The 18,911-nt window shown below is 64.5% G+C and carries 19 protein-coding genes; 12 read left to right on the top strand and 7 right to left on the bottom strand.

The window, feature by feature from the left end; translation table 11 throughout:
- Positions 1–8: 8 nt before the first annotated feature.
- Positions 9–1,505, bottom strand: coding sequence for a DUF4153 domain-containing protein (locus AB7531_RS38620; RefSeq protein ID WP_063985683.1), 1,497 nt, complete (start codon positions 1,503–1,505; stop codon positions 9–11).
- 189 nt (positions 1,506–1,694) lie between these two features.
- Here AB7531_RS38620 and AB7531_RS38615 point away from each other — a divergent pair, with 189 nt between their 5' ends.
- Entirely contained in the window at positions 1,695–3,038 is a 1,344-nt protein-coding gene (locus AB7531_RS38615) for a glycoside hydrolase family 3 N-terminal domain-containing protein (protein ID WP_063985682.1), read from the top strand.
- On the opposite strand, the gene AB7531_RS38610 is transcribed toward AB7531_RS38615, so the two are convergent.
- Positions 3,035–4,657, bottom strand: a complete 1,623-nt coding sequence (locus AB7531_RS38610; protein WP_063985681.1) for an ABC transporter substrate-binding protein — start codon at positions 4,655–4,657, stop codon at positions 3,035–3,037. The genes AB7531_RS38615 and AB7531_RS38610 overlap by 4 nt on opposite strands.
- A gap of 82 nt (positions 4,658–4,739) precedes the next feature.
- Positions 4,740–5,621: a LysR family transcriptional regulator gene (locus AB7531_RS38605; RefSeq protein WP_063985680.1), complete on the bottom strand. Its 882-nt coding sequence runs from the start codon at positions 5,619–5,621 to the stop codon at positions 4,740–4,742.
- Positions 5,622–5,718: 97 nt separating this feature from the next.
- On the opposite strand from AB7531_RS38605, the gene AB7531_RS38600 reads away from it, so the two are divergent.
- The gene (locus AB7531_RS38600; RefSeq protein ID WP_063986716.1) at positions 5,719–6,396 is read left to right on the top strand and encodes a peroxiredoxin-like family protein; all 678 of its coding nucleotides are present in this window, start codon (positions 5,719–5,721) and stop codon (positions 6,394–6,396) included.
- 104 nt (positions 6,397–6,500) lie between these two features.
- Positions 6,501–7,250 carry an SDR family NAD(P)-dependent oxidoreductase gene (locus AB7531_RS38595; RefSeq protein ID WP_063985679.1) on the top strand — a complete coding sequence of 250 codons (750 nt, stop codon included), beginning with the start codon at positions 6,501–6,503 and terminating at the stop codon, positions 7,248–7,250.
- A gap of 7 nt (positions 7,251–7,257) precedes the next feature.
- Here AB7531_RS38595 and hydA read toward each other — a convergent pair whose 3' ends face one another.
- Together hydA and AB7531_RS38585 are read right to left on the bottom strand one after the other, a co-directional pair.
- Positions 7,258–8,712, bottom strand: a complete 1,455-nt coding sequence (gene hydA, locus AB7531_RS38590) for a dihydropyrimidinase (protein WP_063985678.1) — start codon at positions 8,710–8,712, stop codon at positions 7,258–7,260.
- Positions 8,713–8,814: 102 nt separating this feature from the next.
- Positions 8,815–9,423 (bottom strand): TetR/AcrR family transcriptional regulator, encoded by a 609-nt coding sequence (locus tag AB7531_RS38585; RefSeq protein ID WP_084795310.1) that lies wholly within the window; start codon positions 9,421–9,423, stop codon positions 8,815–8,817.
- A 103-nt stretch (positions 9,424–9,526) separates the two neighbouring features.
- Here AB7531_RS38585 and AB7531_RS38580 point away from each other — a divergent pair, with 103 nt between their 5' ends.
- From AB7531_RS38580 to AB7531_RS38555, 6 genes are all read left to right on the top strand, one after another.
- Complete coding sequence (locus tag AB7531_RS38580) at positions 9,527–10,222, top strand: PspA/IM30 family protein (protein ID WP_063985677.1); 696 nt, start codon at positions 9,527–9,529, stop codon at positions 10,220–10,222.
- A 39-nt stretch (positions 10,223–10,261) separates the two neighbouring features.
- Positions 10,262–10,537, top strand: coding sequence for a YiaA/YiaB family inner membrane protein (locus tag AB7531_RS38575; RefSeq protein ID WP_014491840.1), 276 nt, complete (start codon positions 10,262–10,264; stop codon positions 10,535–10,537).
- Between the two features lie 261 nt (positions 10,538–10,798).
- Positions 10,799–11,860, top strand: coding sequence for an amidohydrolase family protein (locus AB7531_RS38570; RefSeq protein ID WP_063985676.1), 1,062 nt, complete (start codon positions 10,799–10,801; stop codon positions 11,858–11,860).
- A gap of 71 nt (positions 11,861–11,931) precedes the next feature.
- Positions 11,932–13,044, top strand: coding sequence for an amidohydrolase family protein (locus AB7531_RS38565; protein ID WP_063986714.1), 1,113 nt, complete (start codon positions 11,932–11,934; stop codon positions 13,042–13,044).
- A gap of 21 nt (positions 13,045–13,065) precedes the next feature.
- Positions 13,066–13,479, top strand: coding sequence for a Rieske (2Fe-2S) protein (locus AB7531_RS38560; protein WP_014491843.1), 414 nt, complete (start codon positions 13,066–13,068; stop codon positions 13,477–13,479).
- Between the two features lie 73 nt (positions 13,480–13,552).
- A complete protein-coding gene (locus AB7531_RS38555; RefSeq protein WP_014491844.1) occupies positions 13,553–13,759 on the top strand; it encodes a hypothetical protein in 207 nt (68 codons plus the stop codon).
- A 162-nt stretch (positions 13,760–13,921) separates the two neighbouring features.
- Here AB7531_RS38555 and AB7531_RS38550 read toward each other — a convergent pair whose 3' ends face one another.
- Positions 13,922–14,767, bottom strand: a complete 846-nt coding sequence (locus tag AB7531_RS38550) for an SDR family NAD(P)-dependent oxidoreductase (RefSeq protein ID WP_231143649.1) — start codon at positions 14,765–14,767, stop codon at positions 13,922–13,924.
- Between the two features lie 184 nt (positions 14,768–14,951).
- Between AB7531_RS38550 and AB7531_RS38545 the strand changes: the two genes are divergently transcribed.
- The 3 genes from AB7531_RS38545 to AB7531_RS38535 all read left to right on the top strand — a co-directional run bounded on the left by AB7531_RS38545 (position 14,952) and on the right by AB7531_RS38535 (position 18,428).
- Entirely contained in the window at positions 14,952–16,448 is a 1,497-nt protein-coding gene (locus tag AB7531_RS38545) for an aldehyde dehydrogenase family protein (protein ID WP_063985674.1), read from the top strand.
- Between the two features lie 119 nt (positions 16,449–16,567).
- Complete coding sequence (locus AB7531_RS38540) at positions 16,568–17,695, top strand: alkene reductase (RefSeq protein WP_063985673.1); 1,128 nt, start codon at positions 16,568–16,570, stop codon at positions 17,693–17,695.
- 226 nt (positions 17,696–17,921) lie between these two features.
- On the top strand, positions 17,922–18,428 hold the full coding sequence (locus tag AB7531_RS38535; RefSeq protein ID WP_231143646.1) for a GFA family protein: 507 nt from the start codon (positions 17,922–17,924) through the stop codon (positions 18,426–18,428).
- Here AB7531_RS38535 and AB7531_RS38530 read toward each other — a convergent pair.
- Positions 18,382–18,813, bottom strand: coding sequence for a TfoX/Sxy family protein (locus AB7531_RS38530; RefSeq protein WP_063985672.1), 432 nt, complete (start codon positions 18,811–18,813; stop codon positions 18,382–18,384). The two genes, AB7531_RS38535 and AB7531_RS38530, sit on opposite strands and share 47 nt — an antisense overlap.
- Between the last annotated feature and the right edge of the window lie 98 nt (positions 18,814–18,911).

Below are 18,911 nucleotides of genomic sequence, written 5' to 3'. Positions count from 1 at the left end.
CCGCTTCCTCAGCCTGCCTGCTGAACCTTCGCCTGCGCGTCCAGCCTGCGCTGGAGCCGCCAGCTCCGAAAGCCCCAGCTCCGCCAGGCCAGATCCTGGCGCTGCTGTTCTACAAGGCGGTCGCGGCGCGACACAAGGCAGCTCTCGGGGGCGCCGGGCCGGAGCAAGATGGCCTTGTCGATGGCAGGCAGCGCCTGCGGCCCGAGCGTCAGGAGATAGTTGATGTCGATCTGCACGCCCTTGCCCGATGCTTCCCGGCTGTGGGCGACATTGTAGTCGGCAATGAACGCATCGAAGTTCACGAGCGAGCAGCCATAGAGCACGATCGCCAGCGCGATCAGATTGGCACCGACGAGCCACTGGTTGGACCGGTTGAGCGCGATGCGCGCCACGATCAGGACCAGCCCGAGCGCCACCAGACCCATCCAGATGAAGGCCGCGATCCGCCAATAGGTCAGCATGTAGATGTCGACATAGAGATCGAGGCGGAGGATGGAGGAGGCGACGAGCAGCACGTTCTGCCCGACCCAGAGATAGACCAGCGGCCGGATCACCTTCGATTTCTCGGCCGCCCCGCCCGGGCGCATCGCGACCAGCACGAAGGCAGCGGCGAGCAGCGCGGTCGCTATCAGCGGATAGGCGCCGCGATGGGCGTAGGCCGCATAGGTCAAATTGTCGGGCAGCGCCACATGGCCCCAGAGATAGATGCCGTCGAGGATGGACTGCGCGGCGAACAGCAGGTTGAACAGGATCAGCGAGCGCAGAATGGTGGAGGGGTTCAGAAATTCGGCCGAGACCAAGGGCGGGAGCGGGGGCGGCACGGGGCCGTCGGCAACGGCGGTGGTGACAATCGTCCTGCGCCGCCAGCGCACATGGATGAACGGCCAAACCAGCGCCAGCATCATGGCCCAGAACAGCAGGCGCGGGATGCTGATATATTCGAGGATGAGCTTCGGATTGAGCAGGGACACCCACTGCTCGATCACCGGATTGGCCGCAGCGAACAGCGCGATGAAGACGGTGCTCAGCACGGCAGGCATCAGCCAGAGCGTGAGGCCGCGGGTGAACGCCGACATGTTGAAGATCTGGAGCGCCTCAAGGAAAAACCTGAAGGGCCCGAACAGGACAAAGTTGCGCAGCGCGCGGGCTCGCTCAGCGAACCCGGTCGTTTCCGGATTGGTCGCGAGCAGCAGCGCGATCGTCAGCGATGCGACGAGGATCAGGAAGGACAGCATGTTGAGCTCCTCGACGGCCGGGACGAGGCCGGCGACAAGAATGGCCGTGCCGATCATGGTGCGCCGCAGATCCAGGGCCGCATGATTGAAGAGCACCGACACGCAGGCCATCGCGATCGCAAAGAGCGTCAGCGACAGCCCGATCCGCTGGCCGTAGAACAGCCAGTCGGCGAGCGCGGCCAGCACCAGCGCGAGGCCGACCTTGGCCGGGATCGAGGAATGTCTGATCGGCTGGATTTCCGCTGCTATCGTCGAAGCCAGGCTCGTCATGTCCAAATGACCTTTCGTGATGGGTGGCATCACGAAGTCTGAACGGCGCTTGTGCAGAAGGCGGGACCATCGTCTGCACGGTTTCAGGAGTCTTTTGCAGTTTTCGTGCAGGCGCGCGTTTGCCTCTCGCACAGCGTGATTCGCTTTGATAGGTGCGAAGCATTCGCCACTCATAGCGTGTGACGCATCATGCAATTCCTCGGTCGTATTGGTCTCATCCTGCTCTGGCTGGCCGCGCCGCTCGTCGCATTCGCGGCCGCCAACAAGAACGATCCCTATCTGGTCCCGCTGCGTGGCGCGGGAAACCTCGCGCTTGTCGTCGCAAGCCTCGCGATCGTCATCCTCCTGCTCCGCAGAGGGCGTTGGCGTACCGTCGCGGGCAAGCTGCTCGTCGTGCTCTGGTGCCTGCCGCCGGTGCTGATGTCGGCGGCGCATCTGAAGTTCGAGCTGCGCAAGCACGAGGTGCTTGCCGCGAGCGCCACCGAGACGCGTCAGCTCGGACCTCACTTCATGGTGGGCTATTCCTCCTTTCCCGAGGTTGCGCGCCTTGCCGAGCAGGGCTTGATCGGCGGCGTCTACGTGACCCGGCGCAACATCCGCGGCCGGACCGTCGAGACGTTGCGCACCGAGATTGCGGCGCTTCAGGACAAGCGGCGCGCCGCCGGCCTGCCGCCGCTGGTCGTTGCGGCAGACCAGGAGGGCGGCATCGTCGGACATCTCGCGCCGCCGCTGACGAAGCTGCCGGCGCTGGCGACGCTCAGCGGGCTCGCTCCCGACGAACAGCAGGCCAAGGCCGAAGAGTTCGGCCGCATCCACGGCCGCGAGCTCGCCGGGCTCGGCGTCAACCTCAACCTCGCGCCGGTGCTCGACCTCAAGCCGCCGGTCCGGCGCAATCGCCTTGATTTTCATACGCTGATCGGTCAGCGCGCGATTGCGACCGACCCTGCCGTCGTCAGCACGATCGCGAGCGCCTATGTGCGCGGGCTGGAAGAGTCAGGCGTCGGCGCTACGCTGAAGCATTTTCCCGGCATCGGCCGCGTCCGCACCGACACGCATCATTTCAGCGCCAAGCTCGATACGCCGGTTAGGGAATTGGAGGCAACCGACTGGCTGCCGTTCCGCGAGGTGCTGTCGCATTCGCGCAGCGCGCTCATGGTTGGGCATGTGACGCTCACGACCGTCGATCCCGATCGCGCGGCCTCGCATTCGAAACGCGTCGTCGAGGGGATCATCCGCGACAAGTGGGGTTACCAGGGCACGGTGATGACCGACGACCTCGTGATGGGTGCGATCTACCAGCACGACGTCTGCAAAGCCGTGGTTGAGGCGATTAACGCCGGCGTCGATGTGCTGCTGGTTGCCTATGACGGCGCGCAATTCTACCGGGTCTTCGCCTGCGCGCTGGATGGGGCGCGGCAGGGCAAGCTCGACGCCGCGATGCTGCGCACGAGCGCGGTACGGTTGGCGCGGGGCTTCCCGACCGAGCAGGCGCGAGCCGCCTCGGACGTCGTCCGCGTTGTCGAGCGGCATTAGCCCTTCGCGAACTGGCGGTAGTCGGGTTCGCGATGAAACCAGAACTCGTAGCCGGTGATGGCCTTCTGCATGGCGACGTCGTGGATCGGCTGGTTGAGCGGAACGACGGGGACGTCGCGCATGCAGAGCGTGATGAAATCCTTCACCGCTTTTTCGTATTCCGCCGCATTCGCCGTAAAGCGCGCCCTGTCGATCAGCGCGTCCATCGCCTTGTTCTGGTATGAGGAGATGTTGAAGATCGAATTGTTGCCGTGGAAATTCCAGTAGAAATAGTACTCGGGATAATCGAGCCATCCGCTGAAGCGGTTGAGCGCGAGCGGCAGCTCCTTCTTGTTCAGTGTCGTGCGCCAGTTCGCGCCTGGGATTTTTTCAATCGACGCCTTGATACCGATCTTGGCCAGACTTTCCTGGATCAGGATGGCGGTCGGCTCGCCGACGGTCGCAGTGCCTGTGTCGAGCGACAAGGTCGTCTCCAGGCCGGACTCAAAGCCCGCTTCCTTCATCAGCGCCTTGGCCTTGTCGAGATCGGTGACATAGGGAGAGGGCTGTGGCCACACCGGTTTTGAGACATCGGCGGCGCCGCCGTACATGGGAACGGCGCGGCCGAAGAACGCGCTGCTCTGGATCTGCTCATAAGGCATCGCCCAGGCGATGGCCTGCCGCAGCTTCACATTGTCGAACGGCGGCTTCGCCGTGTTCAGCGCGACGTACCAGAGCGCATTCGGGATCGGCACGCCTGATACCTTGACCTTGCCCTCCTTGATAATCTGCTCGAAATCGCGCGGGGCAAAGCCGCTGGAAATATCCGCATCGCCCCGCTCCAGCATCGCGCGGCGCGTGCCGGCCGAGGGGACGTCGCGCGCGATCACGCGCCTGATCTTCGGCAGCGGTCCGCTCTTCCAGTCGTCGAAACGGGCCAGCACGGTCTCGCTGCCTGGCTTCCAGCTTTCGATCCTGTAGGCGCCGCCACCGGCCTCGTTGGTCCTGAGCCAGGCGAGCGCCCATGGGTCTTCCGCCGTCGCGTTCTTCTTGGCGAGTTCGGAATTGATGATGAAGGGCACGACGACGGCCACGTTGAACAGCAGCATCTTGTCCTTGCGGACATAGTCGATGCGGAAGGTGTGGTCGTCGACCACCACGAACTGCTCGGGCTTCTCCAGCGAACCCGCCGACATCTGGAAGGTCGGAAAGCCGCCGACCTTCACGGCGCGGTCGAACGACCATTTGACGTCCTTGGCGGTAACAGGCGTGCCGTCGTGGAATTTCGCGTCCTTGCGAAGCTTGAAGGTGCAGGACATGCCGTCGGCGGCGACCTCCCAGCTCTCGGCGAGTTCGGGCTCGAGCTTCTCGCGATCATAGGACACGGTCCCGTCGGGCAGCGTCCTGGAGGCGTAGGTCAGCAGGCGGTCGTAACAGTTCCAGGACAGGCCGTTCACGGTCTGGTTGGAGCCGACGCCCTGCATGTCGAGCGAGTTCGGCCCGAGCTCCTGCACCACCAGCAACGTCTCGCTACGCCCCTGCGCCCTGGCGAAGGAGGGTGTGATCGCCGTCAGTCCGGCCGCGCCAAGGCCACCGAGCACCAAATCGCGGCGGTTGATGTCGAAAGGTGATGCGCTCATCGGTGCCTCTTTTGCCGGAGATCTGCAAAGAAGCAAGGCGCATGCCATCAGCGGCGCTTCATGACGTCGCATCCGCGCTGGCCTATCTCAATTCCTCCGCCAGGAAGTCGACCAGTGTGCGCACCTTGGTCGAGGGGCGCGGACCCGCCGGGAACACGGCGTACACCTCGACCGGCGCGAGCTTGTAGCTCTTCAACACCGGCACCAATGCGCCCGCCTCGATCTCGGGGCCGGCCATCACCGGCGACGTCATCGCGATGCCGAGCCCCGCCAGCACGCTCGCGAACACGCCGGGACCGGAATCGGTGGTGATGCGGCCGCGGACATCGACGGAGGTCTCCGCGCCGTTGCGGGTGAACGACCAGGTGGTACGGCCGAACAGGCCGGGGCCGAAGATGCAGTCGTGCGAGGCGAGGTCGGCCGGCGTCTTCGGTGTGCCGCGCTCGGCAAGATAGGATGGCGCTGCGACGAGAAAGCGCGACACGGTCGCAAGCTTGCGTGCGCCGAAGCCGGAATCGTCGAGGGGGCCGAGGCGAATGGCGACGTCGGTGCCTTCCACAACGAGGTTCTGCCGTTCGTCGGCGACGGACAGCTCGACGCGCAAGAGGGGATGGGCCTTAAGGAATTTCGGCAGGCGCGGAATGATGTTTCGCGTGCCGTAGACGATCGGCATCGTGATGCGCAGCGTTCCACGCAAGGAATCGACGCCGCGCGCGGCGTCCTCGGCATCCTCGATATCAGCCAGCACTTCGCGCGCACGCGTCAGGAACAGCGCACCGGCGTCCGTGACCGTGATGCTGCGCGTGGTCCGCAGCAACAGCTTGACGCCGAGCCGCGTCTCCAAGTCGCCGATGATGCGCGACACCGAGGGCTGCGACAGGCCGAGCTCGCGCGCGGCCTTCGAAAAGCTGCCGCTCTCTGCTGCGCGGACGAACACAGTCAATTCCTGCAATCGGTCACTCATTCAAAATCCGGATAAATGTTGTCCTAATTGACCATATACCCCTTCATTTTCGAATGATCCAGATAGGACGGGCCAACAGCAAAAGATGGAGCTACCCATGGCCCTTCAAGACAAACTCGATGCCTTCAAAGCCGACTTCGAAGCCGGCCGCTTCCCGCTCAAGCCCAACCAGGAGGCGCTCGACACCATGCAACGCGCCACCGCCGAACTGATCGCGAGCGGCCAGGCGCAGCGCGCCAAGAAGGCCGGCGACGCCGCGCCGGAATTCGTCCTCAGGGATCCCGACGGCAAGCAGGTCGCCTCGCGCGACCTGCTCGCGAAGGGTCCGCTGGTCGTGTCGTTCTATCGCGGCGTCTGGTGCCCGTATTGTAACCTCGAGCTCCAGGCGCTCCAGGAAGCGCTGCCGGAGATCGCCGCGCGTGGTGCGAGCCTCGTTGCGATCTCGCCGCAGACCGCGCCGAACAGCCGCAAGTCGGAGCGCGAGAACAAGCTGTCGTTCCCGATCCTGAGCGACGTCGCGAGCGGCCTCGCCGATGCCTTCGGCATCCGCTTTGCGCTGCCAGCCGACCTGGTCTCGCTCTACCAGTCCTTCAAGAACGACCTGCCGACGTTCAACGACAATCCGGCCTGGGTGCTACCGATGCCCGCGCGCTACGTCATCGGCCGCGACGGCATCATCGCCTATGCGGAGGTGAACCCGGATTACACGCATCGCCCCGATCCATCCGAGCTGTTGCCGGTGCTCGACCGGTTGCGGGCCGGCAAGGCGGCCTGATCAAGAACCGGCCGGCTCACGGGCCGGTCACTCTCTCTTCCTCAAAAGGTCAACGGCGTGCGCGTGCCGAACGCCCGCGCGCGCCCAAACCAAAGGACTGTGTCATGTCAAAGCTCGAAGGAAAGATTGGCGTCATCACCGGCGGCTCCAGTGGTATCGGTCTTGCTGCGGCGAAGACCTTTGTGGCCGAAGGCGCTTATGTTTTCATCGTTGGACGGCGTCAGGGCGAGCTCGACAAGGCCAAGGCCGAGATCGGGCGCAATGTCTCCGCGATCCAGGCCGACGTCGCCAATCTCGACGATCTCGACCGGCTCTACGCCCGGGTGAAGGATGAAAAGGGTGCGCTCGATATCATCGTCGCCAGTGCCGCGTTCGTCGAGCGTAAGCTCACGGTGGACGTCACTCCGGCGCATTTCGACACGACATTCGGTATCAATGCGCGTGGTGCCTATTTCACGGTACAGAAGGCGCTGCCGCTGATGCGCAAGGGTGGCTCGATCGTGCTGGTGTCGTCCGGTCTGCACCTGAAAGGCCTTCCCGAGCACGGCACCTACGCCGCCACCAAGGCCGCGCTGCGCTCGTTCTCGCGGACCTGGGCGATGGAGCTGAAGGATCGCGGCATCCGCGTGAACACGTTATCACCGGGCGCCATCGATACGCCGATCATCGACGGCCAGTTCAAGACCCCAAGGGAGGCCGAAGGTGCCCGCGCGTTCTTCGCCTCGATCACGCCGCTCGGCCGGATTGGTCGCCCGGAGGAAATGGCCTCCGCCATTTTATTTCTGGCCTCGGACGACAGCAGCTACAGCACGGGCATCGATCTCGCGGCCGATGGCGGTATTACGCAGGTTTGAGGTAACCCTACGGCGTGACCGCGCCGCGTGCGACCGCGCGCGGGGCGGTCAGTTGTTTCCATGTCGAGTTGGCGACGTGTACCGGCGAGAACGCCGGCCGCTCGATGTAGTGACCGTCGCCGGCCTCGGCGCGGAGATCGCCAGCCTTCCAGACGACGCGGCCACGCGACAGCGTCGCGGCCGGTCCGCCGGTGCAGGCAAAGCCTTCGAACACGTTGTAATCGATCCGGCTCATCTGCCGCTTCGCGCTGATGGTCTTGCTCGCCTTGGGGTCCCACACCACGACATCGGCATCCGAACCGACGGCGACGGCGCCCTTGCGCGGGTAGATGTTGAGGATGCGCGCGATGTTCGCCGAGGTCACGGCGACGAATTCTTCCTTAGTGAGCCGTCCCGTGGCGACGCCCGCGGTCCACAACAGTGCGAGCCGATCTTCGAGGCCGCCGGTGCCGTTCGGGATCTTCCTGAAATCGCCGAGCCCGAACCGCTTCTGCTCGGTGGTGAAGGCGCAATGGTCGGTTGCGACCACCTGGAGCGAGCCTGATTGCAGGCCGGCCCAAAGACTGTCCTGATGCGATCTGTCGCGGAAGGGCGGCGACATCACGCGCTGCGCGGAATGGTCCCAGTCCCTGTTCTGGTACTCGCCGGCATCCAGCAGCAGATGCTGGATCAGCGGCTCGCCATAGACGCGTTTCCCAGCAGCCCGTGCGCGGGCAATCGCCTCATGCGCTTCGCGGCAGCTCGTGTGCACGATGTAGACCGGCGTGCCCGTCATGTCGGCGATCATGATGGCGCGGTTGGTGGCTTCGCCCTCGACCTCCGGCGGCCGTGAGTAGGCGTGGCCCTCGGGGCCGGTGACGCCGCGCGCGATCAGCGCTTCCTGCATCAAGGCGACGACGTCGCCGTTTTCCGCATGCACCACCGGCATGGCGCCGAGATGGGCGCAGCGCGCGAACGAGTTGTAGAGCTCATCATCGTTCACCATCAGCGCGCCCTTGTAGGCCATGAAATGCTTGAAGGTGTTGATGCCGTAGGTTTTGACCACAATCTCCATCTCGTCATAGATCTGCTTCGACCACGACGTCACCGCCATGTGGAAGCCGTAGTCGGTCGCCGCCTTCTCGGATTTGTGCCGCCACTCCTGATAGGCCGCGAGCATCGACTGGCCGGGATCGGGCAAGCAGAAATCCACCACCATGGTGGTGCCGCCGGTCAACGCCGCCTTCGTTCCGGATTCGAAATCGTCGGCGGTCACCGTGCCCATGAACGGCATTTCGAGATGGGTGTGCGGATCGATCCCGCCCGGGATGATGTAGGCGCCGCCGGCATCGACGATCTCCGCGCCCGTCGGTGCATCGAGCGATGTTCCGATCGCGACGATGGTCTCGCCGTCGATCAGCACGTCCGCACGGCGCGAATGATCATGATTGACGACGGTGCCGCCGCGGATGAGGAGGGGCATGGGAGACTCCGGAGAGAGGACGAGACGCGGCGAAAGCTAAGCGTGCTGCCAGCGATGCGACAGGCGAAATTTTAGTCAGGCATCGCTGCGCTCTCTCGGCTTCTACGCCGCCCGCGCGATCAAGCCGTCGATCATCGCCCGCACCAGGCCCGCGATTTCCTTCCGCAGCGCCGGCAGCGGCACGGCGACCAGCCTCTGCTCGAGCCCCAGCGCCACCATGCCATGCACGGCCGAGAACAGGCTGCGTGCGGTGATGCCGAGCCCCTCTGTCCCTCTGTCTGGAAATAACGATGCCAGTGGCGCGTAGATGTGGCGGAACAGCTGCAACTGGTCGTCGACGGACCAGTCGGGGACTTCCTTGCCGGGCTCCATGCGATGCTCGAACATTGCGCGCCAGAGCTCGAGATTTTCTGCGGCGAAATCGCAATAGGCGATCGCGATGCGGACCAGCGTCTCCTGCGGCGATGGATTGCCCGCGCTCACCGCCGCGCTGAGCACCTTGTCGAGCCGGAGCAGCGTGCGCGAGCCGACGCGCAGGACCAACTCGTCCACGTCGGCGACGAGATTGTAGACCGCGCCGTTGGCGCAGCCGATCTCGCGGGCGAGATCGCGGGTTTTGAGACCCGCCAACCCTCGCTCAGCGATCATCCGCTCGGCCGCCTGAATCAGGTCGACCCGCAGTTTCTCTCGACGTTCCAAGGCTTTAGTCATCTATTAATCAAATTCTTGAGCGACGCTCAAATATTTATTGAACGATGTTCAAGGTCTCTGCTACAAACCATCTGTGAGCAACGCTCATAACAGGGAGCAGCAAATGTTCAAGACCGTATTGACACTTTTCCGCGGCAGCGTGGCGGCCGCGGGCGAGGAACTGGAAGACCGTACGGCCCTTCTGATCCTCGACCAGCAGATGCGCGATGCAGCCGCTGCCGTCGAGCGCAGCAAGCGGACGCTGGCGCTGGCGATCGCCCAGGACCAGCAGGAAGGCCGCAAGCTCGAGGCGACCGTCGCCCGCATCGCCGATCTCGAGACCCGCGCGGTTGCGGCGCTCGACGGTGGCCGCGAGGACCTCGCCAAGGATGCCGCCGGGGCCATCGCGGGCCTGGAGGCCGATCGCGATGCGGCGATGACCGCACGCGCATTGTTCGCGACCGAGATCATCCGGCTGAAGCGCCATGTCGCAAGCGCGCAGGCCCGCATCACCGAGCTCGATCGCGGCCGTCGTGTCGCCCGTGCCTCGGAAGCGGTGCGCTCGCTTCGCCGCAGCGGCATCGAGGCGGCACGCCCTTACGAATCCACGCTGCCGGAAGCGGAGAGCACCTTGAGGCGCCTGCGCGACCGGCAAATGGAAGCCCAGGCCGCTGACGACGCGCTGGTCGAGCTCGATGCGGCCAGCGGTCCGCTCGCCACCGCCGAACGGCTCGCCGAGCAGGGCTTTGGCCCCCGGCTCAAGACGACCACGGACGACGTGCTGGCGCGGTTGAAGTCCAAGCGCATGCCGACTGCCTGACCCCAAACCCATCATCATTCGAACCGACAGGAGACCATCATGAACCAGAACGGCCAGCCCCACAGCAGCGCCTGGGTGACCTTCACTTACGCGTCCTTCGCAGCCTCCGCGTTCCTCGTCGCCATCGGCATCTTCTTCCTGCCGATCGATCTCTGGATGAAGGGCTATCTCACCATGGGCATCGTGATGCTGATCCAGACCTGCATCACCCTGACCAAGACGGTGCGCGACAATCACGAGAGCAGCCGGCTGGTGAACCGCATCGAGGATGCCAAGGCCGAGCGCCTGCTGATGGAAGTGTCCAAGGCGGCCTGAGGCGAGAGCGCATATAAGCGCAAAGCTACCTGCAATATGGAGCGGAGGATGCCCCGGCATCCACCGCTCGCGCCGTGAGACCATCCACCCTCGAGCGGTCGCCCCGTTCGGCGATCGCGGATCTTCGTATCGCGCCTGCGAAATGCAACCGAGCCATGACGGATCGCGCGGGCGGGCGACCTTGCGCGCCAGCGCGGGCAGGGGCACTCTGCGCAAGCGGCGCACAAGAACACCGCCAATAAGATTGCGCGAGGAAGCTCCATGGCGGTGACGCGGATCGATTGCGACATCCACCCGGCGGTTGGTGGTACGCGCACGACGCTGCTTCCCTATCTCAGCGATCACTGGAAAGAGCAGGTCGTGAGCCGCGCCATCGACGGGCTCGATCTCACGTCCTATCCACCAAGCATGCCGCACACCGGCCGCGCCGACTGGCGGCCGGCCAATGGCGCCAAGCCCGGCTCCGACCTCGCCATGGTGCAGAAGGGCGCGTTCGAGCAGTTGGGTGCGAGCCACGCGATCCTCAACGTGCTCTACGGCGCGCAGGCCGTGTTCGATGCCTACATGGCGGCCGACTTCTGCAAGGCGATCAATGACTGGATCGCCGCCGAATGGCTGTCGCGCGATCCCCGCCTGCGTGCCTCCATCGTGGTGCCGATGCAGGACCCGGATCTGGCGATCGAGGAGATCGAGCGCCGCGCCGGCGACAATCGTTTCGTCTCCATCCTGGTGTTGGCGCAGGGCGAGACGCTGCTGGGACGGCGGCATTACTGGCCGGTGTACCGCCTCGCCGAGAAATACAAGCTGCCGCTCGCGATCCATGCCGGCACGCAATATCGCCAGGCGCCGAGCTCGGCCGGCTGGCCGTCGCACCGCTACGAATATTACTTCGTCGAGGCGCAGGCGTTTCAGGCGCAGATCCTGAGCCTCATTTATGAAGGCGTTTTCGGCAAGTTTCCCAACCTGAAGGTCGTGCTGATGGAATCCGGCGTGAGCTGGCTGCCGGCCTTCATGTGGCGCGCCAACAAGACCTGGCGCGGCGTGCGCGTCGAGGTTCCCTGGGTCGAGCGCGAGCCGGCAGCGATCATCCGCGACAATTTCCGCGTTACCATGCAGCCGTTCGATGCGCCGACTGATGCAAGAAGCGTCGAGGAGATCATCGACCAGATCGGCTCGGAAAAGATGTTTCTGTTCGCGTCCGACTATCCGCACTGGCAGTTCGACGGCAACGATCCGATCCCGCCGAACCTGCCGAAGAGCATCATCGCGAAGATGTGCGTCGACAATCCGCTGGAAACGTTTCCGCGGTTGTCGATCAACTGACGCATGATCCGGAAAAGTGGGTACCGGTTTTCCGATAAGATCATGCGCAAACAAAAAGTTTGGAGGATCGCATGAGTGACGTCATCGACCGCCCGCTGCTCGACGACGAGAAGCCTGCCGCCTCACGGCTGCGTATCGTCGATTGCGACGTGCATCCGAGCCTGCACTCGTTCGACGACCTCAACGAATTCCTGCCAAGACGCTGGCAGCAGCATCTGAAGGAGTATGGCAGCCATCTGCGCACGCCCTATCTCTTCACCACGCCCTATCCGCGCTCGTCCCCCCTGATCGCACGGCGCGATGCCTGGCCGCCGACCGGCGGGCCGCCGGGCTCCGATCTCGCTTTCATGCAGAAGCAGCATCTCGATCCGCTCGACGTCGAGTTCGGGATTTTGCAGGTGCTCGACCTCTTCATCTTCTCGCAGCAGAACCTGGAATTCGGCGCCGCGATCCAGCGCGCCATCAATGATTGGCAACTGGCGTTCTGGTCGCATCGTGATCCGCGCCTGAAGGCGTCGATCCTGGTCGGGCAGGACGGCACGGACCTGGCGATCGCCGAGATCGAGCGCTGCGCGAAGGTCGGTGAGTATATCCAGATCAACGTCTCGCCGCGCGCCAACGAGCCGCTCGGCCGCCGCCGCTACTGGCCGATCTACGAGCGTGCCGAGGCGCTGGACCTGCCGCTCGGCATCCATGTTGGCGGCTATGGCGGCCATGCGCCGACCGGTGGTGGCTGGCCGTCCTATTATGTCGAGGAGCACCAGTCCAACGCGCACACCATCGCGGCGCAGCTCGCGAGCCTCGTCATCGAAGGCGTGCCGGAGCGGTTTCCAAAGCTGAAGATCGTCTTCATCGAGGGCGGCTTCGGCTGGATCCCGTCGGCGGTGTGGCGAATGGACCAGCATTTCGAGCGGTTCCGCAGCGAGGTGCCTCATCTCAGGCGCAAGCCGTCGGAATATGTGCGCGAAAACTTCTGGTTCACGACGCAGCCGATCGACGAGCCCGACGAGGCGCGGCATCTGCGTTCGCTGATCGAATGGGTCGGCATCGACCGTCTTCTGTTTTCGTCGGACTATCCGCACTGGGATTTCGACGATCCGCGCTTCGCCTTCAAGACGCCGCTCTCTGAAGCCGAGCGGAAGAAGATCTTCAGCACCAATGCCCGCGCGGTCTACAAGTTCTGAGCAAAGAGGTTCTGAACGGATATGGCCCGTCACATCGTCGCGCGCACCTCGGAGATCCCGCCCGGCGGCAACAAGGTCGTCGATATCGCGGGCCGCGACATCGTCGTGTTCCACGTCAACGGCGAGTTCTTCGCGCTGTTGAACCGCTGCCCGCACGAGGGCGCGCCGCTGGAGAAGGCGGCCTGCGTAGCGCGGCTGACCTCGCCCGAGCCCGGAATCTATGAGCGCTCGCGCGTCGGCGAGATGCTGCGCTGTCCCTGGCACGGCTGGGAATTCGACATGCGCAACGGCCAGTCCTGGTTCGATCCGAAACGGGTCAAGATCCGGTCCTATCCGGTCGCGGTGGAACGTGGCGAAGAGTTGCAGAAGGGCCCGTATGTCGCCGAGACGTTTCCAGTGCATGTCGAAGACAGCTATGTGATTGTCGAGGTCTGAGCCGGCATTGCCGATTGAGATTCCAACGCAGGTGCGTTATGGCTCTCGCGCTTTCCAGAGGCGGAGATGAGCTTTGTCGAAACAATCCCTGCGTGAGGAGGCCGAGCGCCTGATCCGCGAATCGATGGAAAAGAAGACCATCGTCGTCAAGCAGGGCTCGACCCGCATCGAGGCCGTCTGCGGCAAGTGCGGTGCGCCGAACCGGGTGCAGGCGGAAAAGGGCCAGAGCCGGGTCAAGTTCGCCTGCAAGAATTGCGGGCATCAGCAGGAGACGCTGTAGGGCGCTTGCGCGGTATTGCCGCGCCGCGAGGCTCTAGCTCCTCCTCATCCTGAGGAGCCCGCTGAAAGCGGGCGTCTCGAAGGATCGAGGCCGAGCTGTCGCAGCGGGGCCTTCATGGTTCGAGACGCGCGTTCCGCGCTCCTTACCATGAGGGTCTGATAGTCACTCCCCCTTCACGAACTTCGCGAACGCGTCGGCATAGTCCGGGTGCCAGCGCGACAGCGGCGGGCGGTTCTCGACGATGTCTCCCGCCGCCCACAGCATCCGCTTCTCGTCGAGCGCGCGCGGCACGTCGTTGTCCGGGCACAGGATGTAGAAGTCGCCGGCTTCCAGCCGCGCCAGCATGAAATCCACGGTCTGCTCAGCCGTCCAGGCCCCGGCCGGCTTCTCGGTGCGGCCCTTCGCGGTCAGGCCGGTGAAGACGAAGCCGGGGATCAGCAGATGCGTGGTGATGCGGCAGTCCTTCGTGTTGCGCAACTCGTGCTGGAGCGCTTCCGTAAAGGCCTTCACGCCGGCCTTGGAGACGTTGTAGGCGGGATCGCCGGGCGGCGTGGTGATGCCCTGCTTCGAGCCGGTGTTGATGATGAGGCCGCGCCTGCCGCGCGCGATCATGCCGGGCGCGAAGATGCGCGAGCCGTTGATGATGCCCCACATGTTGACGCCGATGATCCGCTGCCAGTTGTCGGGCTCGCCGAACAGCGTGCTGCCGGGCTGGATGCCGGCATTGTTCATGAGGATGTCGGTGCCGCCGAAGCGCTCGCGCACGGCGCGTTCCAGTTCCGTCACGCTCTCGGCCTTGCTGACATCGACCGCGAACGTCATCACATGTGTGGCAGGCGTGACGGATGACAGTTTTGTTGCAGCTTCCGCCAGCCGCGCCTGATCCACATCTGCGATGCAGACCTTCAAGCCGGCGCGCGCGAAGGCCAGCGCGGCAGCCAATCCGATACCGGATGCGCCGCCCGTGATCACGGCGACATTGTCTTTGACGATGGCGGAATGTGGCATGTTTGGGTCTCCGGGGAAGGGCTCGGTCGAGCTATAACATGGCACTCGCGCGACCCTGCACAAGTCGGCATGGGAGGTCTTCGTTCCACGCCGCCTTTACGCCTTTCCGGCGGCGCTGTATTCTATTCGACCTAACGATCCCGCCCAGATCGAACCAATCAATCATTTGACAGGGAGTGCAGCCATGGCTGTGTCGCAGGCTATTCCGATCACGCGCCATCCGTTCGCCAACGGGTCCTACAAGCAGATGCTGATCGACGGGAAGTGGGTTGATGCTGCCTCAGGCAAGCGCTTCGAGACCCATAACCCCGCCACCGGCGAATTGCTGGCGACGGTCGCCGAGGGCGACAAGGAGGACATCGACCGTGCGGTCGCCGCCGCTCGCCGTGCCTTCGAAGGCCCCTGGAGCAAAGTCAAACCATTCGAGCGGCAGAACCTGCTGCTCAAGCTCGCCGACCTTGTCGAGAAGAATTTCGACGAATTGTCGCAGCTCGACACGCTCGACATGGGCGCGCCTCTCAGCCGCACCCGCGCCTATCGCCTGCGCGCCGTCGGCATGCTGCGCTATTACGCTGGCCAGACCACGGCGATCCATGGCGAGACCATCGAGAACTCGCTGCCCGGCGAAATCTTCTCCTACACGCTGAAGGAGCCGATCGGCGTCGTCGGCGCCATCATTCCCTGGAACGGCCCGCTGACCGCGACCATCTGGAAGATCGGCCCGGCGATCGCGACCGGCTGCACCGTGGTGCTGAAGCCCGCCGAAGAGGCGCCGCTCACCTCGCTGCGCATCGCCGAGCTCGCGATGGAGGCCGGCGTGCCGTCGGGCGTCATCAACGTCGTGCCCGGCTATGGCGAGACCGCGGGCGCTGCGCTTGCCTCGCATCATGATGTCGACAAGGTCGCCTTCACCGGCTCGCATGTCACGGGACAATCGATCATCCGCGCCTCGGCCGGCAACCTCAAGCGTGTCTCGCTCGAGCTCGGCGGCAAGTCGCCGGACATCGTGTTCGCCGATGCCGATCTCGATGCCGCCGTCCCCGGCGCCGCGATGGCGGTGTTCGCCAATTCCGGCCAGATCTGCAGCGCCGGCACGCGCCTGTTCGTCGAGCAGTCGATCTACGAGGAATTCGTCGGCCGCGTCGCCGAGTTCGGCAAGAAGCTGCAGGTCGGCAACGGCCTCGATCCCAATGTGCAGATCGGCCCGCTCGTGTCCGAGGAGCAACTCAAGCGCGTCACCGGCTATCTCGATATCGGCCAGAAGGAAGGCGCGCGCGCTCTCGCCGGCGGCGGCCGCGTCACCGAAGGCGCGCTGTCGAAGGGCTTCTTCGTCTCGCCGACGGTGTTCGCAGGCGTCCAGGACAACATGCGCATCGCGCAGGAGGAGATTTTTGGTCCCGTCATCTCCGCGATCGCGTTCAAGGACATGGACGAGCTGGTCAAGCGCGCCAACAACACCACCTTCGGCCTCGGCTCGGGCCTCTGGACGCGCGACGTCACCAAGGCGCATGCGGTCGCGAAGAGCCTGCGCGCCGGCTCGGTGTGGGTGAATTGCTACCAGGCGATGGACCCGGCCGTACCCTTCGGCGGCTACAAGATGAGCGGCTATGGCCGCGAGTCCGGCAAGCAGCACGTCGAGGAATATCTCAACGTGAAGGCCGTCTGGATCAAGACAGCGTAGGGCCTGCTCTCTCCGGCGTTCCGCGAGAGGGAATATCTGCTTTTAATGGGGCGGCGCCTTTTCCAGGGGCCGCCCCTCGCTATATGATCCGCATCCTTCCATAGCCGTCTGAGGCCCACATGAAATTCGAGGCGTTGTTCAAACCGTTGCAGGTCGGTCCGTACAAGCTGGCGCATCGCGTCGCGTTGGCGCCGCTGACGCGCATGCGCGCCGAGCGCGAGAGTTTTTCGCCGCGGCCGCTCAACGCCGAATATTACGGTCAGCGCGCCACGCAAGGCGGCTTGATTATCGCTGAAGCGTCCCCCGTGCTCTCGCACGGCCGCGGCAACCCCGCGACGCCCGGCATCTATTCGGAGGCGCAGATCGCCGGCTGGCGCAAGGTGACGGATGCCGTGCACGCCAAGGGCGGCATCATCTTCCTCCAGCTCTGGCATGTCGGCCGCGTCTCGCATTCGTCCTTCCACGGCGGTGAGCCGCCGGTCTCGGCTTCGGCGATTGCGATCAAGGCCGAAGGCATGAAGGCGATGACCGCAGACGGCAAGATCGCCGACTACGAATCGCCGCGCGCGCTGGAGACTGATGAAGTCAAGGGCATCGTCGAGGCCTTCCGGCAGGGCGCCAAGAACGCGCTCGCCGCCGGCTTCGACGGTGTCGAGATCCACGGCGCCAACGGCTATCTGCTCGAGCAGTTCCTGCAGTCGCGCAGCAACCAGCGCACCGATCAATATGGTGGCGGAATCGAGAACCGCGCGCGGCTTCTGCTCGAAGTCACGCAAGCGGCCATCGACGTCTGGGGCGCGAACCGCGTCGGCGTGCGGCTGTCGCCCCACGGCATCGCCAATGATTCCGGTGAGCCCGATCCGATGCCGCTTTACACGCACGTCGTGAAGGCGATCGACAAGCTCGGCCTTGCCTATCTTCACTTCATCGAGCCGCGCTCCAGCGGCGCCGGCCGTGCCGACGTCCACTGGGAGAACGTGCCCTCCGCAATGGTGCTGTTCCGCCCGCTCTACAGCGGCGTGCTGATGACCGCCGGCGGCTTCACCGGCGAGACCGCGAATGCGGCGATCGCCGACGGCCACGCCGACATCATCGCCTTCGGCCGCATCTTCATCTCCAACCCCGATCTGCCGCGCCGCCTTCGGCACGACTATCCGATCACGCCGTATAACCGCGCGACGTTCTACGGCGGCGAGGAGAAGGGGTATACGGATTACCCGGTGTATGACGAGCTCGCGACGGCGTAGAGACCTTCGTAGCCCGGATGGAGCGCAGCGAAATCCGGGTTTCTCACCTCGCCGATAGACTTACCCGGATTGCGCTTCGCTCCATCCGGGCTACAGGTCTATATTCGTAGCTCCGACGAGCCCACAAACTCCGTCATTGCGAGCGTAGCGAAGCAATCCAGAGTCTTTCCGCAGAGGCAGTCTGGATTGCTTCGCTGCGCTCGCAATGACGACGGAAGGACCTACCATGGCCAAAGCCGCAGTCGCCGCAGGAACCGCCACCGGCCAATGCCTCTGCGGCAAGGTCACCTTCGAGATCGACGTCCCCGCGCGTTGGGCCTGGCATGATCATTCGGCCGCTAGCCGCCGCGCGCACGGCGCGGCCTATGCGACCTATGTCGGAAGCTGGAAGAAGCGCTTTCGCATCACCTCGGGGAAAACCGCGCTCGCCCGCTACGAGGACAAGGCGACCAGGACCGCGCGCAGCTTCTGCGCCCATTGTGGCACGCCGATCGCGTACGAGCGGCCGCGCGGACCGCACATGGTCAACATCCCCCGGGCGCTGTTCAACGAGCGCACCGGCCGCCAGCCGCTCTATCACATCGCGATCGAAGAGCTCCAGGAATGGGCCTATACCGGCGAGCCGCTGGTGCCGCTGAAGGGCTTTCCCGGTGTGGTCTGGCAGCGCTCGAAAAAGAAGAAGCGCGCTAGCGGCGAAGACCCTTTCGAGCTCGGCCGCGAGGAGGTGCTTTAGCCTTGGCGGCGACCTTGGTCTTCGCCGCAACAGCCTTCCGCGGCGCCGCTTTGCGTCCCGTGGCATTCGCCGCCACGAAGTCGAGCCCGCGCTTGACCCATTTTTTCAGATCGGCATCGCTCTGATAGCCGTCCGGCGCGACGCGTACAAAGCCGGTCATGATGCGCCCGCGCATTTCCATCGGGCTTGTGTGCGGCTCCTGCAGCATGCGTGCATGCGCTTCCGGGCCGACACGGATCAGCATGCCGCCGCGCCCGCTTACGGTGCAGCACATGGTGTTGTTCACCATGAAGCAGAGGCCGCCCATCATCTTCTTTTCCGCGACGTCTCGCTGACCCGCCAGCAATTTGCGCACCCGCGCCGCGGTGTTCTCGTCATAGGCCATCGCGTCTCCCCGTGCAGGTTTACGCCCGAGCATGTTCCCAGCTTGCCCGCGCCGACGCAAGTCTGCCATGACGGCGCTTCCTTGCGTGCCTCGGCCAA

Source organism: Bradyrhizobium sp. 63_E2_N1_3, assembly GCF_052076005.1.
Classification (GTDB): domain Bacteria; phylum Pseudomonadota; class Alphaproteobacteria; order Rhizobiales; family Xanthobacteraceae; genus Bradyrhizobium; species Bradyrhizobium barranii.
Note: the sequence above shows the minus strand (reverse complement) of the source record. Positions and strands in the feature narration are given on the sequence as shown.